Consider the following 18,247-nt stretch of genomic DNA (forward strand, 5'->3'; position numbering starts at 1 on the left):
GACACTCCGTGGCAAGGGACGGACGACGAAGGGCGGACGCCTGCCACGGCAGGTCACGCTCCCTACGCCGGCACGACCCGGATCAGGTATTGGGGTTTCTCTCAGCCCGGCAAGGGCACCCCCGGTGACGGCTTGCATGATAAAGGCAAATGCTTCACGACAAAAGCCGCACCCCATTTCACCTGCCCTAAATAATCGCGGCACAAACGCTACCCGTGCTCCATAAAGTAGGAACGGGAGGCCGGCGCGTGCGCCGGCCGTGGTTCACCCGCCGCGGCAAAGCCGCGGCACTAGCCGGAGTTAGCTCCATGTACATCATCAATACGGGCGATACCGCCTTCATCATCCTGTGCACGGCACTGGTCTGCCTGATGACGCCGGGGCTCGCGCTGTTTTACGGCGGCCTGGTGCGCAGCCGCAGCATGCTGTCGATCATGATGCAGAACTTCATCTGCATGGGCGTCGTCACCGTCGTCTGGATCTTCGGCGGCTTCAGCCTCGCCTTCGGCCCCGACGTCGGCGGCCTGATCGGCGACATGTCGTTCTTCGCGCTGAACAACGTCAGCGTGATCCCGCACCCGGGCTACGCGCCGTCGATCCCCTTCATCATGTTCTTCGCCTACCAGATGATGTTCGCCATCATCACGCCGGCGCTGATCACCGGCGCGTTCGCCGAACGCTTCAGCTTCAAGGCCTTCCTCGCCTTCATCGTGCTGTGGATCCTGCTGATCTACGTGCCGGTCGCGCACTGGATCTGGGGCGGCGGCTTCATGCAGAAGCTCGGCGTGATCGACTTCGCAGGCGGCATCGTGGTGCACACCACCGCGGGCTTCGCCGCGCTCGCCACCGTGCTGTTCCTGGGCAAGCGTGACCTCAAGCCGGGCGAGGAGACCCCGCCGTCCAACCTGCCTATCGTCGCCGTCGGCACCGGCCTGTTGTGGTTCGGCTGGTTCGGCTTCAACGCCGGGGGCGCGTACGCGGCCAACGGCCTGGCAGCCTACGCTTTCGTCAACACCGCGATCGCCGGCGCGGTCGCCATGTGCGTGTGGCTGGCCATCGCCTGGCGCGTCGAGAAGAAACCCTCCTTTGCCGGCGTGATGGTCGGCGGTGTCGCGGGGCTGGCGACGATCACGCCGACCGCGGGCTACGTCGAGCCGGCGTCCGCCGTGCTGATCGGCGCGATCGGCGCGACGGTGTGCTACTTCGCCAAGGCCGTCCAGCAACGCTACCGCTTCGACGACGCACTCGAGGTATTCCGCGCGCACGGCGTCGGCGGCGTGACCGGCTCGCTGCTGGTCGGCCTGCTCGCCAACCGCGCAGTCGACGACGTGACGGGCGGCCTGCACCAGTTCGCGATCCAGCTGCTCGCAGTGGTGGTGGTCGCCGTGTACTCCTTCGTCGTCACCTGGATCATCATGAAGCTCGTCCACAAGCCGCGCGTGAGCCCGGCCGTCGAGGACGAGGGGCTGGACCAGGGCGAATTCGGCGAGAGCGCCTATCATTTCGACAAGCAGGGCTGAGCCTCTGTGCACCTGACGGTGCGCGGCATACTGCCGCGCACCGTTTTTTCGTCCGTCGTATCCCTCTGAAAAAGGAGCAATCATGGGCTGGATCATCACCCTGATCGTCGGCGCGCTGATCGGCTGGCTGGCCAGCAAGGTCATGGGCACCGACGCGCAGCAAGGCGCGATCGCCAACATCCTGGTCGGCATCGTCGGCTCGGCGCTCGGGCGCTGGGTATTCGGCGACCTGCTGGGCTTCTCCTCGGCCGACGCCGCCGGCAGCTTCTCGCTGTCGGGCCTCGCCTTCGGCATCCTGGGCGCCGTCATCCTGATCTTCGTGCTCAAGCTGGTCGGCGTGTTCAAGTAAATGACCGGCAAGCCCCCGAAACAAGCCGACGGGCATCCGCCCGCCGGCACTTTGGCTAGGCTCTTCCTTGCAACTTACGCAGGCTCGGGCGTGCCGACCTTCTCCGGCGCGCCGGCGCCTTGCGGATGCGCGCGCTCGATCTCCTCGACCAGCCTTTCGGTCGCCTGCGAGCGCATGCCGTAGCGCGGCAGGGTCAGCATGAAGGGCGGGAAATAGTCGAGCGCGGGCATGTTGAGGCAGCGCAGGCGGCCCGCCTCGACCCACGGCCGCGCGTAGTGTTCGGGCAGGTAGCCGATCAGCTCGCCCGACAGCAGCAGCACGGCGGTGCCTTCCATATGCGCGCTGGAGGCGCGCACCGTGAACCCCTCGGCCGCATCCACCGGCGTCACTCCCGGCTTGCCGCGCCCGGCGATCGCGAACGGCATCAGGTCCTTCTTGCGCGTCGGCCGCTCGGCAAGCCGGAACAGTGGGTGGTCGGCCGCTGCATAGAGGCGCTGGCGCTCGCAAAACAGCGTGCGGTAGCTCAGGCCCGGCATCTCGTGCTCGCTCGAAGTCAGCCCGATATGGAGCTTGCCCTGCAGCAGCAGCGCCTCGATCTCGTTGCTGTCCATCACGTCGAGGGTGACGCCGACTTCGGGGTACTGCCGGTTGAATGCCGCAATGGCGGCCGATAGCCGGCACGACGGGTTCATCGCGACGGTGTCGACCAGACCGATGCGCACATGGCCGAAGATCTTGTCGCGGATCTGTCCAAGCCTGCCCTCGTAGTCGCCGACCTCGCGAAGCAGCGACAGCGTCTCCTCGTAGACCTGCTCGCCTTCCTGCGTCAGACGAAAGCCGCTGCGCCCGCGCTGGCACAGCCGCATGCCCAGCCGGGTCTCCAGGTCGTTCATCTTGCAGCTGATCGCCGACTGGCTCATCCCCAGACGCGCCTGCGCCGCCGAAAAACCGCCGCTCTCGACGATCACCATGAAAATGCGCAACAGGCGCAAGTCGAAATTATCGAGCCGCATGACCCCTACCCTCCTCCGTGAAGGCCGCGCCGCTGTCCCGGGCGCTGGCCTGATGCGGGGCAAGGCTAGCAGGCGCCATCCAGACCTGTGTTGACTGCCATCAAGCGCACAAAAAAAGGCCCCCGCACGGGCGGGGGCAAACTGAGTACATCACGGAGAAAAACGGGTGGATCAGATGGTCAGCGCACCGGTCGCGAGCTGCCAGGCGGCAATCAGGCCGAGCAGGACGGCGATGCCAGCCAGCACCATCTCGTTGCGGGTGAACACCGCGAGCTTCTGCTCGGTACGGGCCTTCACGTAGAACAGGATGCCCGGTGCGTACAGCACCATCGACAGCAGCAGGTACTTGGGGCCTGCCGCGTACAGGAGCCAGCAGCCGTACACCGAGGCGAGCACACCGATGGCCAGGTCCTTGCCGGCGGCGCCGTCCGCACCCTGGTAGCCGTCCTTGCGCACGGCGATCATCACCGCGTACAGCGCGCACAACAGGTACGGGATCAGGATCATCGACGTAGCCAGTAACAGCAGGTCGAGGTAGGCCGAACCGTTGAACAGGGTGATGATCAGGAACAGCTGCACCAGGCCGTTGGTCAGGAGTAACGCGTTGACCGGGGCGCCCTTGGCGTTGGTCTTGCCGAGGAAAGCCGGCATGGTGCCGTCCTTGCCTGCCAGATACGGCACTTCGGCGGCGAGCAGGGTCCAGGCGAGCAGCGCGCCGCCCACCGAGATGATCAGGCCCGCGTTCATCAGCGTCGCGCCCCAATCCCCCACGGCAGCCTTGAGCACGCCAGCGGTCGACGGGTTCTTCAGCGCGGCCAGTTCCGGCTGCGAGAGCACGCCCAGCGACAGCAGCGACACCGCGACGAACATCATGATGGACAGCGCGAAGCCGATCATCGTCGCCTTGCCCACGTCGGCCATCTTTTCGGCGCGGCTGGAGAAGATCGACGCGCCCTCGATGCCGATGAACACCCAGGTGGTCACCAGCATGGTGCTCTTGACCTGGTCGAGGATGGAGCCGAGTTCCGGACGGCCCCAGAAGTCGAGCTGGAAGGTCTCGATCTTGAAGGCGACGAACACCAGCACCAGGAAGAGGCCCAGCGGGATCAGCTTGGCGATGGTGGTGACGATGTTGATCATCGCGGCGCCCTGGATGCCGCGGCAGATCAGGAAGTGGTAGGCCCACAGCAGGATGGACGAGCAGAGGATCGCCGGCAGGGTGTTGCCCTCGCCGAAGAACTCGAGCCCGGCGAACGAGCTGAACGCGGAGAAGATCACCACGTAGTAAGACACGTTGCCGATCCACGCCGAGATCCAGTAACCCCACGCCGAGTTGAAGCCCATGTACGGGCCGAAACCGGCACGGGCGTAGCCGTACACGCCGCCTTCGACGTCGGGCTTGCGGTTGGCCAGCGTCTGGAACACGAAGGCGAGCATCAGCATGCCGACGAAGGTGATCGCCCAGCCAATGATGATCGCGCCGGCGCCGGCCGACGCCGCCATGTTCTGCGGCAGCGAGAAGATGCCGGCGGCGATCAGCGCGCTGACCACCAGCGCGGTCAGCGCGCCGAGCTTGAGCTTGGGCTCGGCCGAGCCGGTGGCGGCCGGGGCGCCGTCTTGAACGAGTTCAGTCATAAAGAGACTCCTTGCGAGGGTTCCAAATCAAATGCACCGGTTTCAGTGCAGGTATTCCTTGCGCACGTACTCGGAAGTCATGCATTGCAGCGCGCCGCCGTAGCTCAGCGCGAAGTAGACGGTGTCGCCGACCTGGTAGTTGAGGTCGGAATCGGTCACGTCGAGGATCAGGTGGTCGGAGCTGCCGCCGATGATGCGCACCGCCTTGTCCTGCGGGATCAGGTCGTCGAAGTTGACGTCCTGCTTGCCGATCGCGCAGATCGCGCGCTTGCGGATGCCGAAGTCCTCGAACACCGGCTTGTTGCCGAAGGCATCCAGCGCGGTCGAATTGACCGGCACCGAAGGCTTTTCCTTCAGTTCGACGATCTCGACGCCCAGACGCATGGTGTCCTGGCTGGTGCCCGGGATCGGGTCGTCGTTAAGACCGATGCCCATCAGCAAGGACGCGCCCAGGCGCAGCTGGTTGACGCCCTCGGGCATGCCGCCGCGCAACAGCAGGGGCAGCGCGGCCGAGCTCGCGCCGGAGACCACGTGCAGCTTCACGCCTAGTTCGCGCTCGATGCGGTGCGCGATGTCGACCAGTTGCTGCTGGTTGTCGGTGGTCGGCTCGACGCCGCCGTAGCAGGCGAGGTTGGTGCCCAGTCCTTCGAGTACGAGGCCAGGCAGTTCGGTCACCAGACGTGCCAGCGCGACGGTGTCGTCCGCGCTGAAGCAGCCCTCGCGCAAGTCGCCCAGGTCGTGCATCACGATCACCTTGTGGCTGCGGCCCAGCGCGACGGCGGCGGCGGACAGCGCCCGCACGGTATGCGGTTCGGAGTTCAGCGAGACGTCTGCGTAGCGCACGGTGTCCAGCGCGTTGCTGACCGACGGGATGCGCAGCAGCAGCTTTTCGACCGGCAGGTCCTTGAATTTGGCGAGGTTGTTGACGCGGGAGTCGCCGACGACGCGGATGCCGCCTTCAACGAAAGCTTCGGCGACTTCCGGCGCGCCGCAGGCGAGCTTGGTGATGCCGACCGGGTGGATGCCCGAGGCTTCGCACAACTCGACCATCGCCTGGGCGTTGGCACGCACGACCGGCAGGTCGACAAAAAGACAGGGCAGCGTCTGAGACATGATGATCCTCCGATTACCTTGGGTGGGGCCCGGATACCCGGACCCGGCTCTCTGGCGCGGGCTGCCGGCCGCCCGCTGCGATGTCGGAGAATTTACGCCGCGGCGTTACATCAATAAATCATCATGTATTCAAGTTAACATCAGAAAAACGTGAAGTAACGAACCAGGCCTGCACCCGCCACGGCCGCGCTGCGTCCTCCAAGTCGGCACCACCCTGAGCACATGCGGCGTGGCCCCCGCCAAACGAAACGGGCCCGGCTGCCTGTCGCAACCGGGCCCGTCTACCCACCCCGCCGCCCTATCGGCTGGTAGCGAACACCCGCAACAGAAACTTGCGCGCCTCTTCCAGCAACAGCGTGCTCGAGGCAACCCCCGCCGCGAGCGCCCACTGGCTACCGGTGAGGTCGACGGTGTCGAACACCGCCTGCGCCGGCGCCCAGTGCACGACCAGCACCTGCAGCGCGACCACCCCGACGATCGCCAGCCACAGCTTGCCGTTGCTGAAGAACTGTCGGTTGAACGCCGAGCCGTACTCGGCGCGCGCGTTGAAGATATTGAAGAACTGGAATAGCACGAAGGTGGTGAACGCCAACGTGCTTGCCGACACGGCGTCACTTTCCGCCAGCGCCCACAGGTAGACGCCGAGCGTGCCGGCCGCCATCGTCGCGCCGTAGAGCAGGATGCGCCACAACCGTTGCCAAGACAGGATGGCCGCGTCCGCCTCGCGCGGCGCCTCCAGCATCACGCCCTCGCGCGGGGGTTCGACGCCGAGCGTCATCGCCGGCGGCCCGTCCATGATGATGTTGACCCACAACAGCTGGATCGCGGTGAACGGCGTGGCAAGCCCCAACAGCGGCGCGGCGAGCACGGTGAGGATGGCGCCGACGTTGGTCGAGAGCTGGAAGCGGACGAACTTGACGATATTGTCGTAGATGGTGCGCCCCTCCTCGATGGCGCGCACGATGGTCGCGAAGTTGTCGTCGGTGAGCACCAGCGTCGCCGCCTCCTTGCTCACCTCGGTGCCGGTGATGCCCATCGCCACCCCGATGTCGGCGCGCTTGAGCGCCGGCGCGTCGTTGACGCCGTCGCCGGTCATCGCGACCACATGGCCGCGCGCCTGCAGCGCCTCGACGATGCGCAGCTTGTGCTCGGGCGCGACGCGCGCGAACACCGCGCTCCTGTCGACCACGTCTGAGAGCGCCTCGTCGGACAACGCGTCGAGCGCGCGCCCCTCGTGCACCTCGCCCTCGAGACCCAGTTCTCGCGCGATCGCCGCGGCGGTCACCCGGTGGTCGCCGGTGATCATCTTCACGTCTATCCCCGCCGCCTGACAGAGCGCGATCGCCGCGCGCGCCTCCGGGCGCGGCGGGTCGATGATGCCGACCAGCGCGACGAGCGTCAGCTCGTCGACCCACGCGAGCAGCTCGCCACCCGGGTCGAATTGGTCGGCGGGGATCCAGCGCTCTGCCAGCGCGAGCACGCGCATCGCCTCCCCCGCCAGCGCGTCGTTCTCGGCGACAAAACGCGCGCGCGCAGCAGCATCCAAGGGCAAGGGGCCGTCTGCGCCGCGCCACGCGGCAGCGCGCCCGAGCAGCACGTCCGGCGCGCCCTTCACGCACAGGCGCACATGGCTGCCCTCGTGGTGGAAGGTCGCCATGAACTTGACCGCCGAATCGAACGGGATCTCGGCGATGCGCGGGCGGTGCGCCTGCGCATCATTAGCGTCCAGCCCCGCCTTGGCCGCGAGCGCGAGCAGGGCGCCCTCGGTCGGGTCGCCGATCAGCTCACCGTCGCGAATGCGCGCGTCGACACACAGCGCGGCCGGTAGCAACACTTCCGCCAAGGCGGCAGCAGGCAAGGGACCCGCGATCCCGCCCTCCCCGCCGTAGCCCTCGCCGCTGACCGCGTGGCGGACCCCCGCCGTGTAGAGCACGCGCGCGGTCATCTGGTTGAGCGTCAGCGTGCCGGTCTTGTCCGAGCAGATCACCGTGGTAGAGCCCAGCGTCTCGACGGCGGCGAGGCGCTTGACGATCGCCTGGTGCTTCGCCATGCGGTGCATGCCCAAGGCCAGCGTCACCGTCACCACTGCGGGCAGGCCCTCGGGGATCGCGGCGACCGCCAGCGCGATGGCGACCATCGCGGTCTCGACCAGCGGCTCGCCGCGCGCGATGCCGAGCACGAACATCAGCGCGACCACCGCGCAGGCGATCAGCCCGAGCCGCTTGCCCAGCACGTCGAGCTGGCGCTGCAGGGGTGTCGCGCCCTCCGCGGTCGCGGCGAGCAGGCCGGCCAGCTGCCCCATCTCGGTACGCATGCCGGTTGCGGTGACCATCGCCTCGATGCGGCCTCGGGTGAGCACCGTGTTCATGAACACCATATTGCTGCGCTCGGCCAAAGGCGTATCCGCCGCCAGCGTGTCGGAGAGCTTGGCCACCGGGTGCGCCTCGCCGGTCAGCGCTGCCTCGGCCACTTCGGCGCCGTGCGCCGACAACACCCGCGCGTCGGCACCGACCCTGTCCCCCGCTTCCAAGAGCAGCACGTCGCCCGGCACCAGCGCCGCCGCGTCGACCTGGCACACCTCGGCGCCGCGCCTCACGCGCGCCACCGGCGCGAGCATGCCCTTGAGCGCGGCAAGTGCCGCCTCGGCGCGGTGCTCCTGCACGAAACCGAGCGTCGCGTTGAGGATCACCACCACCACGATCACCACCGCGTCCTTCAACTCGCCAACTACGCCGGCGAGCACCGCCGCGCCGAGCAGGATCAGCACCAGCAGGCCCTTGAACTGGTCGGCAAACTTGAGCCAGGCGCTGCGCGGCGGCGCCTCGGCCAGGCGGTTTTCACCGATGCCAGTCAGGCGGCGCCCCGCTTCGTCGGCGGACAGGCCGGCGAAGGCATCGCTCGACAGGCAGGCTTCGACGTCGGCCGGCTCGATGGCGTGCCAGGGTTCGGTTGCGGGTCGGGCCCGGCTGCCCGCGGTTTCATTCATTGCAAGGTTCCCCAAACAAAGCCTGCATAGAGCAGGAGCAAAAGCACGCCGCGGCCGCGACCGATCAGCCCGTCAGCATTGGGGCGCAGCAGCAGCAGGGCCACAACGCCGCAGGCGAGCGTCAGCGCCACCTCGGCGCGCGGCACGGCGATCGGGTGGATCAGGCCGGCGACGCCGACGATGGCCAGCCCGTTAAAGAGGTTGCTGCCGATCAGGGTGCCGACGCCGATATCGTCGTGGCCGCGCAGCCGCGACAACAGCACCGTCACCAGTTCGGGCAGCGAGGTACCGAAGGCGACCAGCAGCACGCCGACCACGTAGCCGCCGACGCCGAACGACGCGGCGACGCCGCTTGCCCCCAGCACAAACAGGCGGCCGGCCAGCATGAGGCAGGCCAAGCCGAACAGCCCGAAGAGGACAATACGGCCGACCGGAAGGGTCGATGCGCTGGTTTCGCGTGCGCCGGAACGCGAGGCGTGCGCCGCACGCACCGTCCAGATGAGCCACCCGGCAAACACCGCCAACAGCAGCAGCGCCTCGGCCCGCGAGAGGACGCCATCCATCAGGAACAGGAAAGTGAGCAACGGCGCGGCTAGCGCGAGCGTGTAGTCGGCACCCAGCCCGCCCGCAGCGGCGCGTACCGGCGCGAACAGCAGGGCCAGGCCGAAGATCAGCGCGATATTGGCGACGTTGCTGCCCAGCGCGTCACCCAGGCCGATCTGCGGTGCGCCGGACAGCGCGGCGACCGTCGAGACGACCATCTCCGGGCTGGAGGTCGCGCACGCCGCCAGCGTAGTCGCGACCACGGCCTTAGGCACCCTGAACGCGCCTGCCGCGCCAACGATCGCGCGCAGGAACGCTTCGCCGCCGAGCGCGGCGAGCACCACCGCCCCGGCCAGCAAACCGGTATCGGCAAGCGCAACCGCCATGCCCCTCCCCTTTGCTCCGACCAGGCCTGCTTTACGTCAGCACACCAGCACGTCGCACGGCGCGTAGTACGCCAAAAAACGCGGCACGCTGCCCATGATCGCCTCCTCGACGCGGGTGCCGCCGTGCTTGCCGACGGCGATCAAGCCCGCGCCCTGTTCGCGCACAGCTTCGGGCAACGCCGGGTTGGGATCACCGTACACCACGCGACCGTCGACCGCGCCACCGTACGGCTCGACCAGCGCGTCCATACTGGCTTTCGCCGTATCGGCTTCGTCGGAGATGTAACGCAGGATGTCCTGCTCCGGGAAGTGCTTGTAGCGCATCGCCGCCTCGAAGGGCGCGGTGTACGCGTGCACGGCTAAGAGGGGCGCCGCGCCGCCGACCGTCCGCGCCGTGTCGATCACGGCGCCCGAGCGCGGGCCCAGGTCGACCGCGGCGATCAGCTGCGTGTAGTCGCCCCGCGCCGCTTCGCGCACCACCAGCACCGGACAGCGTGACTGCGACAGGATGCGCGCGGCGCTGCCGCCCAGGAAAAACTGCTGGAGCAGACCCTTGCCGTGGGCGCCGATCACCACCAGATCGGGCAGGAAGCTCTCGGCCGCGTCGGCGACCACCCGGTGCGTGCGCCCCTCGCCCACCTCGAAGCTGACCTGGCCAACGCCCATCGCGTCGACCTCGGCCAAAAGTTCGCCGGCAATGGCCTCGGCCGCCGAGCGCATCTGCTGGTCGACCTGCGTGTGCTCGCCGAACGCAGACTGCAAAGTGGCAAAGCGCGGCAAAGCGTGGACCAGCAGGAGCTGGGCGCCGTCGCGCGCGGCAAGCAGGGCTGCGCGGCGGACCGCGGCGTTGCCCAACGGGGAAAAATCGGTCGCGACCAGGATGCGTTCGAGTGCGGGCATGTCGTCCTCCATAACGACTTTGTCATACCCGTTCGTCCGGGCACGTGCCGATTAGTTCCCCTTTTTCATTCAAGGATTTGCGGCGGACACTCAGGACGCGTCGAACGGCAGGCCGCGCGCGGCGTGTTCGGCGGCAAGACGCGCGCGCAGGCAGTCCGGGCACAGGCAATCGGCGACGCCGGGCGTCGGCGGCAGCACGTTGGGCAGGTCGTTGCACCAGCAACTGCCGTCCTTGCCGCCGCTGCCGCAGCCGAACGCCGCCCCGCAGGCGTCGCAACGCTTCTGGCGCACCCGCGGCTTGAGCGACAACAGCCGCGCCCACACCGCGCGCTTTTGCATGTCGTCCATCGCCGACCAAGCGGCGATCTCGTCGAGCGTCCGCTGGCAGCCGGTACAGGTCTGGGTGGCGGCGTCCAGCGCACATGCGCCGACGCAAGGCGACACCACGCTCATGCGGCCGCCCTCCACGCCGCGAGTTCGGCGTCGATTTGGGCGACGTAGCGCGCCTTCTCGCTATCGGACAGCCAGCTCGCCTCGAAGCCGTTCTTCACCAGTTGCACGATGTCGTCCGCGCCGAGGTCCAGCGCCTGCTGGCAAGCGACGTAGTTGTCGCCGACGTAGCCGCCGAAGTAGGACGGGTCGTCCGAGTTGACCGTCGCGCACAGCCCCTGCACCAGCATTTTCTTCAGCGGATGGTGAGCGAGCGTGTCGACCACGCACAGCTTCAGGTTGGAGAGCGGGCACACCGTCAGCGGCATGCGGCTGGCGGCAAGCTTCGCCACCAGCGCGTCGTCTTCCAGCGCGCGCACGCCGTGGTCGACCCGGCACACGCCAAGCGCGAGCGCCTGCCACACGTACTCGGGTGGCCCCTCCTCGCCCGCGTGCGCGACCACCGGCTTGCCAAGCGTGCGGCAGCGCTCGAACAGCTGCGCGAATTTCTCCGGCGGGTGGCCGACCTCGCTCGAATCGAGGCCGAAGCCGTCGATCGCGTCCAGCCACGGCAAGGCCTCTTCCAGCGCCGCCATGCCGTCCTCTTCGCTCAAGTGGCGCAGGAAGGAGAGGATCAGCCTGGACGTCATGCCCCACTTGGTGCGCGCCTGCGCCAGCGCGCGGCGGATGCCGGCGAGCACCACGGCAAAGGGCACGCCGCGCGCGGTATGCGTCTGCGGGTCGAAGAAGATCTCTGTGTGCACCACCTTGTCCCGGTGCGCGCGCTCAAGGTAGGCGAAGGTCAGCCGGTAGAAGTCGTCCTCGTCCTGCAGCACGCCGGCGCCGGCGTAGTAAAGGTCGAGAAAGGATTGCAGGTCGGAAAAATCGTACGCGGCGCGCAGCGCAGAGACGTCGGCGTACGGCAGGGTCACGCCGTTCTTCCGGGCAAGCTCGAACATCAGTTCGGGTTCGAGCGTGCCCTCGATATGCAGGTGCAACTCGGTCTTGGGCAGGCGCGCGATCAGCGCGGCAACGGCGGGCTCGGTCATGGCGGTTCCTCGTGAAAACTCGCACGCATGATAACACCGCCCGTACCTGCGCGATTTTTGGGCAACCACGCCACACGCCTTGCGTAGCGGGGCTTGCCATGCCGCACCCACAGCCAGTCCACAGGCTTGTCCGCTCCGGCGGTGGACAAACCCGCACTTTTCGCCCGTTTTTTAGGCAAACCGCCATTTCCACTTTCTGGTCAAAGACTTGCGACAACCATCCACAGCCGCTCCACACCCTTGTGCGCAGCGGCTGTGCAAAGCGGCAACCCGCTTGCCCCGGACTTTCCAACGCCAGGCCCGCACAAGGAGATTGCCGTGATCAAGCGCATCCTGCTGCCCCTCACCGACACTCCTGCAGGCTACGGGGCACGAGAACATGCGCTGCTGCGCGCCCGTGAACGCGGCGCCCGCCTGATCGCGCTCGCGCTCATCAAGCGCTGGCTATGGGCGCACTCGGCCACAACAGCTGGCGTGAACGGTTGTTCGGCCCGGCGACCCGCACCTTGTTTGCCAAAGCGGACTGTCCTTTGCTGCTCGCCCATTGAATGGGATGCCGCAGGCGGGCGGTGCGTCCGCCGGTTCACGCCGCCCATCAATGACATAAATATTGACATTTGCATTATTTCCATCCAAAAATAAATAGCACTCTCTTTTGTAATTATTACTTGCAGCTCAGATCACTTTCCATGAACAGCAAAACCTCTTCGATGCTGCTGCTCTCGATGGGGGCGACCCTCTCGCCACTGGCCGAAGCCGGGCTCGGTCAGGTCAAGATCCTGTCGAGCCAACAGGATAACTTCCGCGCCCAGGTGCTGGTCGACACCATCGACAGCGTGTTCCCGCCGTTGGTCGGCCTAGCCAACCCGGCCGACTACAACGGACTTGGCCGCAACAGCCCCGCCGCCAACGGGCTCAAGTTCAAGGTGAGTCCACAGGCGGACGGGCGCTGGCTGATCAGCATCGAAGGCCCGCCGCTGGCAGCGGACGAACAGCTGCGCTTCGCGCTCGAGCTTGCGTGGGCCGGAGGGCGCTGGATCCGCGAATATGCGGTTAACGGCTACCAGCAGCCCCGGGCAACAGGGAAGCCACCGGCTGCGGCAACAACCATGGATGCGCCCACTGCGACCGGGCAAGCACCCGCGGCGAACGCGCCGCGGCCAACGCCGGCCCGCGGGCTGGGCGCGTTGCTAAGCGTGACGCCCGGGCAGCAGCCACTGCGGCTGGAATTCTCGCTCGCCCCCGCCCTGGCCGAGTTGGCCGGCAAGGGGCAGGCCTACTTCACCGCACGCGGCAACACGCCCGCGCTGCGCAAGGCGCTAGAACATTCGACGATCGAAATAGTCCGGGGTGCCGAGCCCAAGGTTGTACTGCGCACCTACACCCCGCGCGACTACCCGCTCGAAGAAGCGGAAGTGACCTTGGCCGCGCACCTGAAAGACCGCACGCTGCGCAAGCATTACGCGCTGGCCAGCCACAGCGCGGCACCTTCCGACTTGCTGCGCCTGAAGCACACGCCCCCCGCCAGGCAGGCGGCCGCGCCGGAACGGCGCTGGTCCGATCAGGCCCGGCCTCAAAAGGCTGCAAAACATGTGGTGCAAACCGGCGACACACTCTCGCATCTGGCAAGACACTACTTTCCTGCCGAGCCCGCGCTCGCCGAACAGATCCTGTTCCAGCAGAACCCGCATGCGTTCAGCAAGAACAACCGCAACCTGCTGCTGACCGGCAAGCCATTGATGATCCCGCCGACGCTCGCCAAGGTCGGGCTTGCGCAGCAAAAAGCGCCGCCGGCAAGGGCAATCAAGGTTGCCCAGGCCAAGGACCAGCCTTTTGCTCCGGCCCCGGCAGCAGATGCCCGCCCGCAGTCCGATGCCGGACAAGCCATAGCGGCCGTTGAGACAACGGCACCGTTGCAGGCCGCGGCTCCGGCCACGGTTCCCGCGCCCGCGATCGGGCAAACCTCCGCCCTGACAGCCTCGGGCGACAGCGCTGCGACCAACCCCGCCGCGTCCGAAGCCCCGCAGGCCAGCGTCCCCGCTGCCGCCTTGCAAACGCAGGATGCGCAGGTGCGCAGGCAGCAGCTGCTACAGGAGGCCAAACAGCGGTTGGCCGCACTGGAAGCGGAGGTTGCCCGGGTACAGGCGCGCGCGCAGGCTGCCGAACGGACAAGCCTGCCGACAACGACAGACGAGGCGGTCTTGGATAACGCGATCATCCGCTACATCACCACCGGCATGGGCGGGCTGGCCGTGCTCTCGCTGCTCGCCTGGCAACTTGCGCGCCGCCGCGCGGCGCGCCAGCGCGAAGAGCTTGAGCAAATGCTGCACCAGGCGCAGGCGCCAAGGCTTGAAGGCGCACCTGCCATGCTTGCACCCTCGTAGCAGCCGCTTCCCGCTTACTTATCCTCCGGTTGCAGTTCCACCTGCGACGGATTCGGCATGCCCAAGCAAGGCGAATAGGTATTAACTAATCAGCGTTTTGCTGCTGGCAAAGCTTTCGCCTCCAGCACCCAAGCCCCAAGGCAGCGAAGAAGCGGATACCGGCTCTTCGCAGCTGGGTATTTTTGTCATCCGCATGCGTTGCACAAAGATTTTTAAAAATAATCTTTCAGAAGACCACAAAGGAATAAAAACCATGAGCGGAATAAAAAAGATCTTGTTATTGGCATTAGCAATTACCCTGACAGGCTGTCTGGGCAGCGGAAGTGGCACGGATAGCAACAGCGGGTCATCTCCTCCTCCGATAGGTGGCTTGCCCGAAAATGACCAGGTAGAACCCCCTGTCGAAACACTCCCCCCTGATCAGCATCCTGTAACACCATCCGGCAGCTTGCGCCTGCTCGATACTGCGCAAACCCTGGCTGCCGCTGATTTTGGCCTGGAAGACTGGGCGCCGCGCGCGGTCGCCTTGCACGGCAACACGGTTTATATCGCCAATGATCGCAATCCCGGCAGTGTGCTGCGTTACAACCAGGCGACGGAACAAGTCCTCGACAAGATAGACGGCATCAGCGCAAGTGAAGGCTTTAACAAGCTACCGGACCTGACCGTCCATGGTGATCGCCTCTACACGAGTTCGCTCTCTTCGAACCGTGTCGACATCTTCGATTTAAGCGGCGCATCGCCGGCATTCATCATGTCCTTGGGCACCGGCAGTTGGGCCGGTGCGTCGGACAAGGTGCTGGTCCACCCGATGGCAGTCGCTGCCAACGACAAATATGTCTTCGCGGCGGATACCCACCAGCGGATTTCAGTCTGGCAACAAGGCGACGTCCTCCCCGAGAAGCATAAGCAGGCGGTCAAGCATGCCTACCTTGAGCTGACCGATTGCTCGAGCATCTGGTGCTCCGTAAAACTTGAAGCGACGCCGACCAGGCTTTACGCCAGCTTCGACAATGGAAAAACGCTGGTGTACGACGTCGCGGAGCTGGCTCGCTCGACTACGCTGATCAAGCCGATCCAACAGCAGGCCTCTGTTGCCAATGCTTACGTCGCCGGCGGCAACGCCTCCCTGTACGCCGCGCGTACGTCCGGCACCATCGACGGGTTTGCAACAAGCGAAATCCTGGCAGAGCCGAACAGCATCCTGGGCCGTCCGCACGAACAGTTCGTCCATTACTTCAAGCGGGGAGATCCGGCCGAGCAAAAACTGGGCAAATCGCGGGACTTCGCAGTCGGCACAAACCTTCTGGCAAGTATTCAGGGGGACAATCGCGTAGTCGTCGCCCCCCTTCGCGAAATCAGCGAAGAAAGCGGCAGCGGTGCCCAACCGGCTGTCCGGCAGTACCGCCTTGACGCCATCGCAACCCACCAGCAAGCCACCATGCTGCGCGACGGCGAGCCTTGGGAGACCTTGACCGACCCTGCCCTGCGCTCATTCCGCATCGACCGCATCCTCAGCGGCAAGGCCAGCAAGACGGGCATCGAGCTGAGCAGCTACAGCGCGGTCCCCGTGACTGACCTGGAGATTCAAGCCCGTTTCAAGGGCTCGCAGAATTGGTTCTTGCTTGGCCATCTGGACAGGCTGCCGGCGTTCAGCACAATACGGCTGCAGGCCGACATCAGGGACGGTGAAGCGTTTGCGCGCGTGGACGGCCAGGGGTTCGTCCGCCTGAGTGGGCTTGAACACCTCGAATACTATCCCTCGGATCTGCTGGATGTACGTCTTGCCTCAAAGACGGACAAGCATGTGCAGAAACTCTCGGAAATCAAACCGACCTGGAAGATCCTGTTCGGCAAATACTCGCGTGCCGATGGTGCTTGGGAAAAGATCACCCCCGTCTACGCGCGCGAATGGGTGATCATGATCACAAATTTCGCCTGGATACTGAGTAGCCCCGAATTTGAACACCTGTGGTTCAACCACCAGAAGGTCATGGGACACGAGTTCTTCGGCAATGCGGGGCGGGTCGAAGGGCCAGGCGGCTTCTTCAAGCCGGAAGACTACCCGCGTTACTTCCGGGCAATCATGAACCGTGCACAACTACGCCTTGGCGTGACGACCATTGGCGGCGGGCTGGGCGGCGGCGACGTACTGGGCATTGATACCTGGTTCTTCTACTCGCATTACTTCAATGCCGATATCGGCGTGATCGGCCACGAATTTGGCCACCATTGGGGCAGCCACGGCAGCGCGTGGGCCAACGCCGGCTGGGGCCTGCAATTGGCGAACCTGCAATTGCACCAGTACTTCCAGCGCAAAAAGCAGCTCCCGTACATGGACCCGGACGTCAACAAGTTCCATCTGACCCCGCGCGAAGAGCTGTACAACGGCATCGCCGAATCCATGCGCAAGCCGCGTCCTGACAGCCATGTCAACCCGCTCGAACGCTATTTCGCAGCGAACCCGCTGTAGGTCAGCCTGAAGGTGCGGCAATAAGAAATGCCGCCGGCGCTACGCGCCGGCGGCATTTTGACTGTGCGTCCCGCTTACTGCGCAGCGGATGCCGCCACCGCCGGGGCGGCGCCGCCGCCCACGGTTTCCAGCACGACCCAGTCGCCGTTCTTCACCTGGTAGACGGTGATGCCGCCATCCTTGAGGTCACCCTTGTCGTCGTACGCCCAGTTGCTGGTCGTCACGCCGTCGGTGTAAGCGTTGCTCGCCAGCGCCGGCAGGTACTTGGCGGGGTCGGTCGAGTCGGCCTTCTTCATCGCAGCGATCATCGCGCGCGCGGCGTCGTAGCCGTACGGCGAGTAGGTCGCGACGTCGGTGTTGAAGCGCGTCTTGTAGCGGGTCTCGTAGTCCTTGCCCTTGGGCATCTGCGCGAGCGGCAAGCCGGCCAGCGACGCGATGGTGCCTTCGGCTTCCTTGCCGGCCAGCTTGACGAAGTTCGGCGTCTTGGTCATTTCACCGGACACCAGCGGCGCCTTGATGCCCAGACGCTTCATCTGCTTGGCCATCGGCGCGGACTGCGCGTCGGCGCCGCCGAAGAAGATGATGTCAGGGTTCTGCGCCTTGATGCTGGTCAGGATCGCAGCGAAGTCGGTCGCCTTGTCGTTGGTGAACTCGCGCTTGCTGACGGTACCGCCGGCGGCCTTGACCGCCTTCTCGAACTCGTCGGCCAGGCCCTGGCCGTACGCGGTGCGGTCGTCGACGATCACGATGTTCTTCGCGCCGAGCTTCTCGACCACGAACTTGCCCATCACCGAGCCTTGCTGGGTGTCGGAGGTCATCGAGCGGAAGGTGTTCTTGAAGCCCTGCTGGGTGAACGCCGGAGCGGTCGCCATCGCGACCATCGGGATGCCGCCATCCGAGTAGATCTTGGACGCCGGGATCGAGGTGCCCGAGTTGAAGTGGCCGACCACGCCATTGACCTTGTCGTCGACGAACTTCTGCGCGATCTGGGTCGCGGCCTTCGGGTCGGCCTGGTCGTCCTCGGCCACCAGTTCGAAAGTCACCGCCAGCCCGCCGATCACCGGCTTCTCGGCGTTGGCGTCTTCGATCGCCAGCGTCACGCCGTTCTTGTACTCCTCGCCGTAGTGCGCCTGCGGGCCGGTCAGCGGTGCGGCGAAGCCGATCTTCACCACGTTGCCGCTCGCGGCTGCGGCAGAAGCCTCGGCGCCCGGTGCAGCCGCCTCTTCCTTCTTGCCGCAGGCGGCGAGGGTCAGGGCAGCGGCGACAGCCAGGGTCAGGGTCGAGCGTCGGGTCAGTTGCATGTGTTTCCTCATCGATCAGGGGGTTGCCGATCCGCCATCCAGGGGTGATGGCAGCTCACACCTCTAAAAACCGTCGGCATATTGCGCCGCTTGCAGACAAAATACAAGAGGCCATCGCTGGCTTTTTCAAACGCGTTAAACGCCATAAGAATATCGGCAGATACCT

The 18,247-nt window shown here is 65.9% G+C and carries 14 protein-coding genes and 1 riboswitch; of the genes, 5 read left to right on the top strand and 9 right to left on the bottom strand.

What is annotated here, in order from left to right:
* Window positions 1-41: 41 nt before the first annotated feature.
* Window positions 42-133, bottom strand: a riboswitch (TPP riboswitch).
* Window positions 134-308: 175 nt separating this feature from the next.
* Together GZH52_RS08930 and GZH52_RS08935 are read left to right on the top strand one after the other, a co-directional pair.
* The gene (locus GZH52_RS08930) at window positions 309-1,520 is read left to right on the top strand and encodes an ammonium transporter (RefSeq protein ID WP_163316133.1); all 1,212 of its coding nucleotides are present in this window, start codon (window positions 309-311) and stop codon (window positions 1,518-1,520) included.
* Window positions 1,521-1,602: 82 nt separating this feature from the next.
* The gene (locus GZH52_RS08935; protein WP_163316134.1) at window positions 1,603-1,869 is read left to right on the top strand and encodes a GlsB/YeaQ/YmgE family stress response membrane protein; all 267 of its coding nucleotides are present in this window, start codon (window positions 1,603-1,605) and stop codon (window positions 1,867-1,869) included.
* Window positions 1,870-1,943: 74 nt separating this feature from the next.
* Here GZH52_RS08935 and GZH52_RS08940 read toward each other — a convergent pair whose 3' ends face one another.
* The 8 genes from GZH52_RS08940 to GZH52_RS08975 form a co-directional block, all read right to left on the bottom strand.
* Window positions 1,944-2,882, bottom strand: coding sequence for a LysR family transcriptional regulator (locus GZH52_RS08940; protein WP_163316135.1), 939 nt, complete (start codon window positions 2,880-2,882; stop codon window positions 1,944-1,946).
* 171 nt (window positions 2,883-3,053) lie between these two features.
* A complete protein-coding gene (gene arcD, locus GZH52_RS08945; RefSeq protein WP_163316136.1) occupies window positions 3,054-4,517 on the bottom strand; it encodes an arginine-ornithine antiporter in 1,464 nt (487 codons plus the stop codon).
* Window positions 4,518-4,559: 42 nt separating this feature from the next.
* Window positions 4,560-5,630: an alanine/ornithine racemase family PLP-dependent enzyme gene (locus tag GZH52_RS08950; RefSeq protein ID WP_163316137.1), complete on the bottom strand. Its 1,071-nt coding sequence runs from the start codon at window positions 5,628-5,630 to the stop codon at window positions 4,560-4,562.
* A gap of 298 nt (window positions 5,631-5,928) precedes the next feature.
* On the bottom strand, window positions 5,929-8,616 hold the full coding sequence (locus GZH52_RS08955; protein ID WP_163316138.1) for a cation-translocating P-type ATPase: 2,688 nt from the start codon (window positions 8,614-8,616) through the stop codon (window positions 5,929-5,931).
* The gene (locus GZH52_RS08960) at window positions 8,613-9,545 is read right to left on the bottom strand and encodes a sodium:calcium antiporter (RefSeq protein ID WP_163316139.1); all 933 of its coding nucleotides are present in this window, start codon (window positions 9,543-9,545) and stop codon (window positions 8,613-8,615) included. The genes GZH52_RS08955 and GZH52_RS08960 overlap by 4 nt, the downstream gene beginning before the upstream one ends.
* A 36-nt stretch (window positions 9,546-9,581) precedes the next feature.
* Window positions 9,582-10,445, bottom strand: coding sequence for a universal stress protein (locus tag GZH52_RS08965; protein WP_163316140.1), 864 nt, complete (start codon window positions 10,443-10,445; stop codon window positions 9,582-9,584).
* 90 nt (window positions 10,446-10,535) lie between these two features.
* On the bottom strand, window positions 10,536-10,898 hold the full coding sequence (locus tag GZH52_RS08970) for a DUF1289 domain-containing protein (RefSeq protein WP_163316141.1): 363 nt from the start codon (window positions 10,896-10,898) through the stop codon (window positions 10,536-10,538).
* A complete protein-coding gene (locus GZH52_RS08975) occupies window positions 10,895-11,923 on the bottom strand; it encodes an adenosine deaminase (RefSeq protein ID WP_163316142.1) in 1,029 nt (342 codons plus the stop codon). The genes GZH52_RS08970 and GZH52_RS08975 overlap by 4 nt, the downstream gene beginning before the upstream one ends.
* A gap of 318 nt (window positions 11,924-12,241) precedes the next feature.
* On the opposite strand from GZH52_RS08975, the gene GZH52_RS08980 reads away from it, so the two are divergent.
* The 3 genes from GZH52_RS08980 to GZH52_RS08990 all read left to right on the top strand — a co-directional run bounded on the left by GZH52_RS08980 (window position 12,242) and on the right by GZH52_RS08990 (window position 16,780).
* Entirely contained in the window at window positions 12,242-12,565 is a 324-nt protein-coding gene (locus GZH52_RS08980) for a hypothetical protein (RefSeq protein WP_163316143.1), read from the top strand.
* Window positions 12,566-12,612: 47 nt separating this feature from the next.
* Window positions 12,613-14,307, top strand: a complete 1,695-nt coding sequence (locus GZH52_RS08985; protein ID WP_163316144.1) for a FimV/HubP-related protein — start codon at window positions 12,613-12,615, stop codon at window positions 14,305-14,307.
* Between the two features lie 97 nt (window positions 14,308-14,404).
* Window positions 14,405-16,780, top strand: coding sequence for a YncE family protein (locus GZH52_RS08990; protein WP_163316145.1), 2,376 nt, complete (start codon window positions 14,405-14,407; stop codon window positions 16,778-16,780).
* A 74-nt stretch (window positions 16,781-16,854) separates the two neighbouring features.
* On the opposite strand, the gene GZH52_RS08995 is transcribed toward GZH52_RS08990, so the two are convergent.
* Entirely contained in the window at window positions 16,855-18,081 is a 1,227-nt protein-coding gene (locus GZH52_RS08995) for a branched-chain amino acid ABC transporter substrate-binding protein (RefSeq protein ID WP_163316146.1), read from the bottom strand.
* Window positions 18,082-18,247 lie beyond the last annotated feature (166 nt).

The sequence above is a fragment of the Crenobacter caeni genome (assembly GCF_010435965.1).
Lineage (GTDB): Bacteria > Pseudomonadota > Gammaproteobacteria > Burkholderiales > Chromobacteriaceae > Craterilacuibacter > Craterilacuibacter caeni.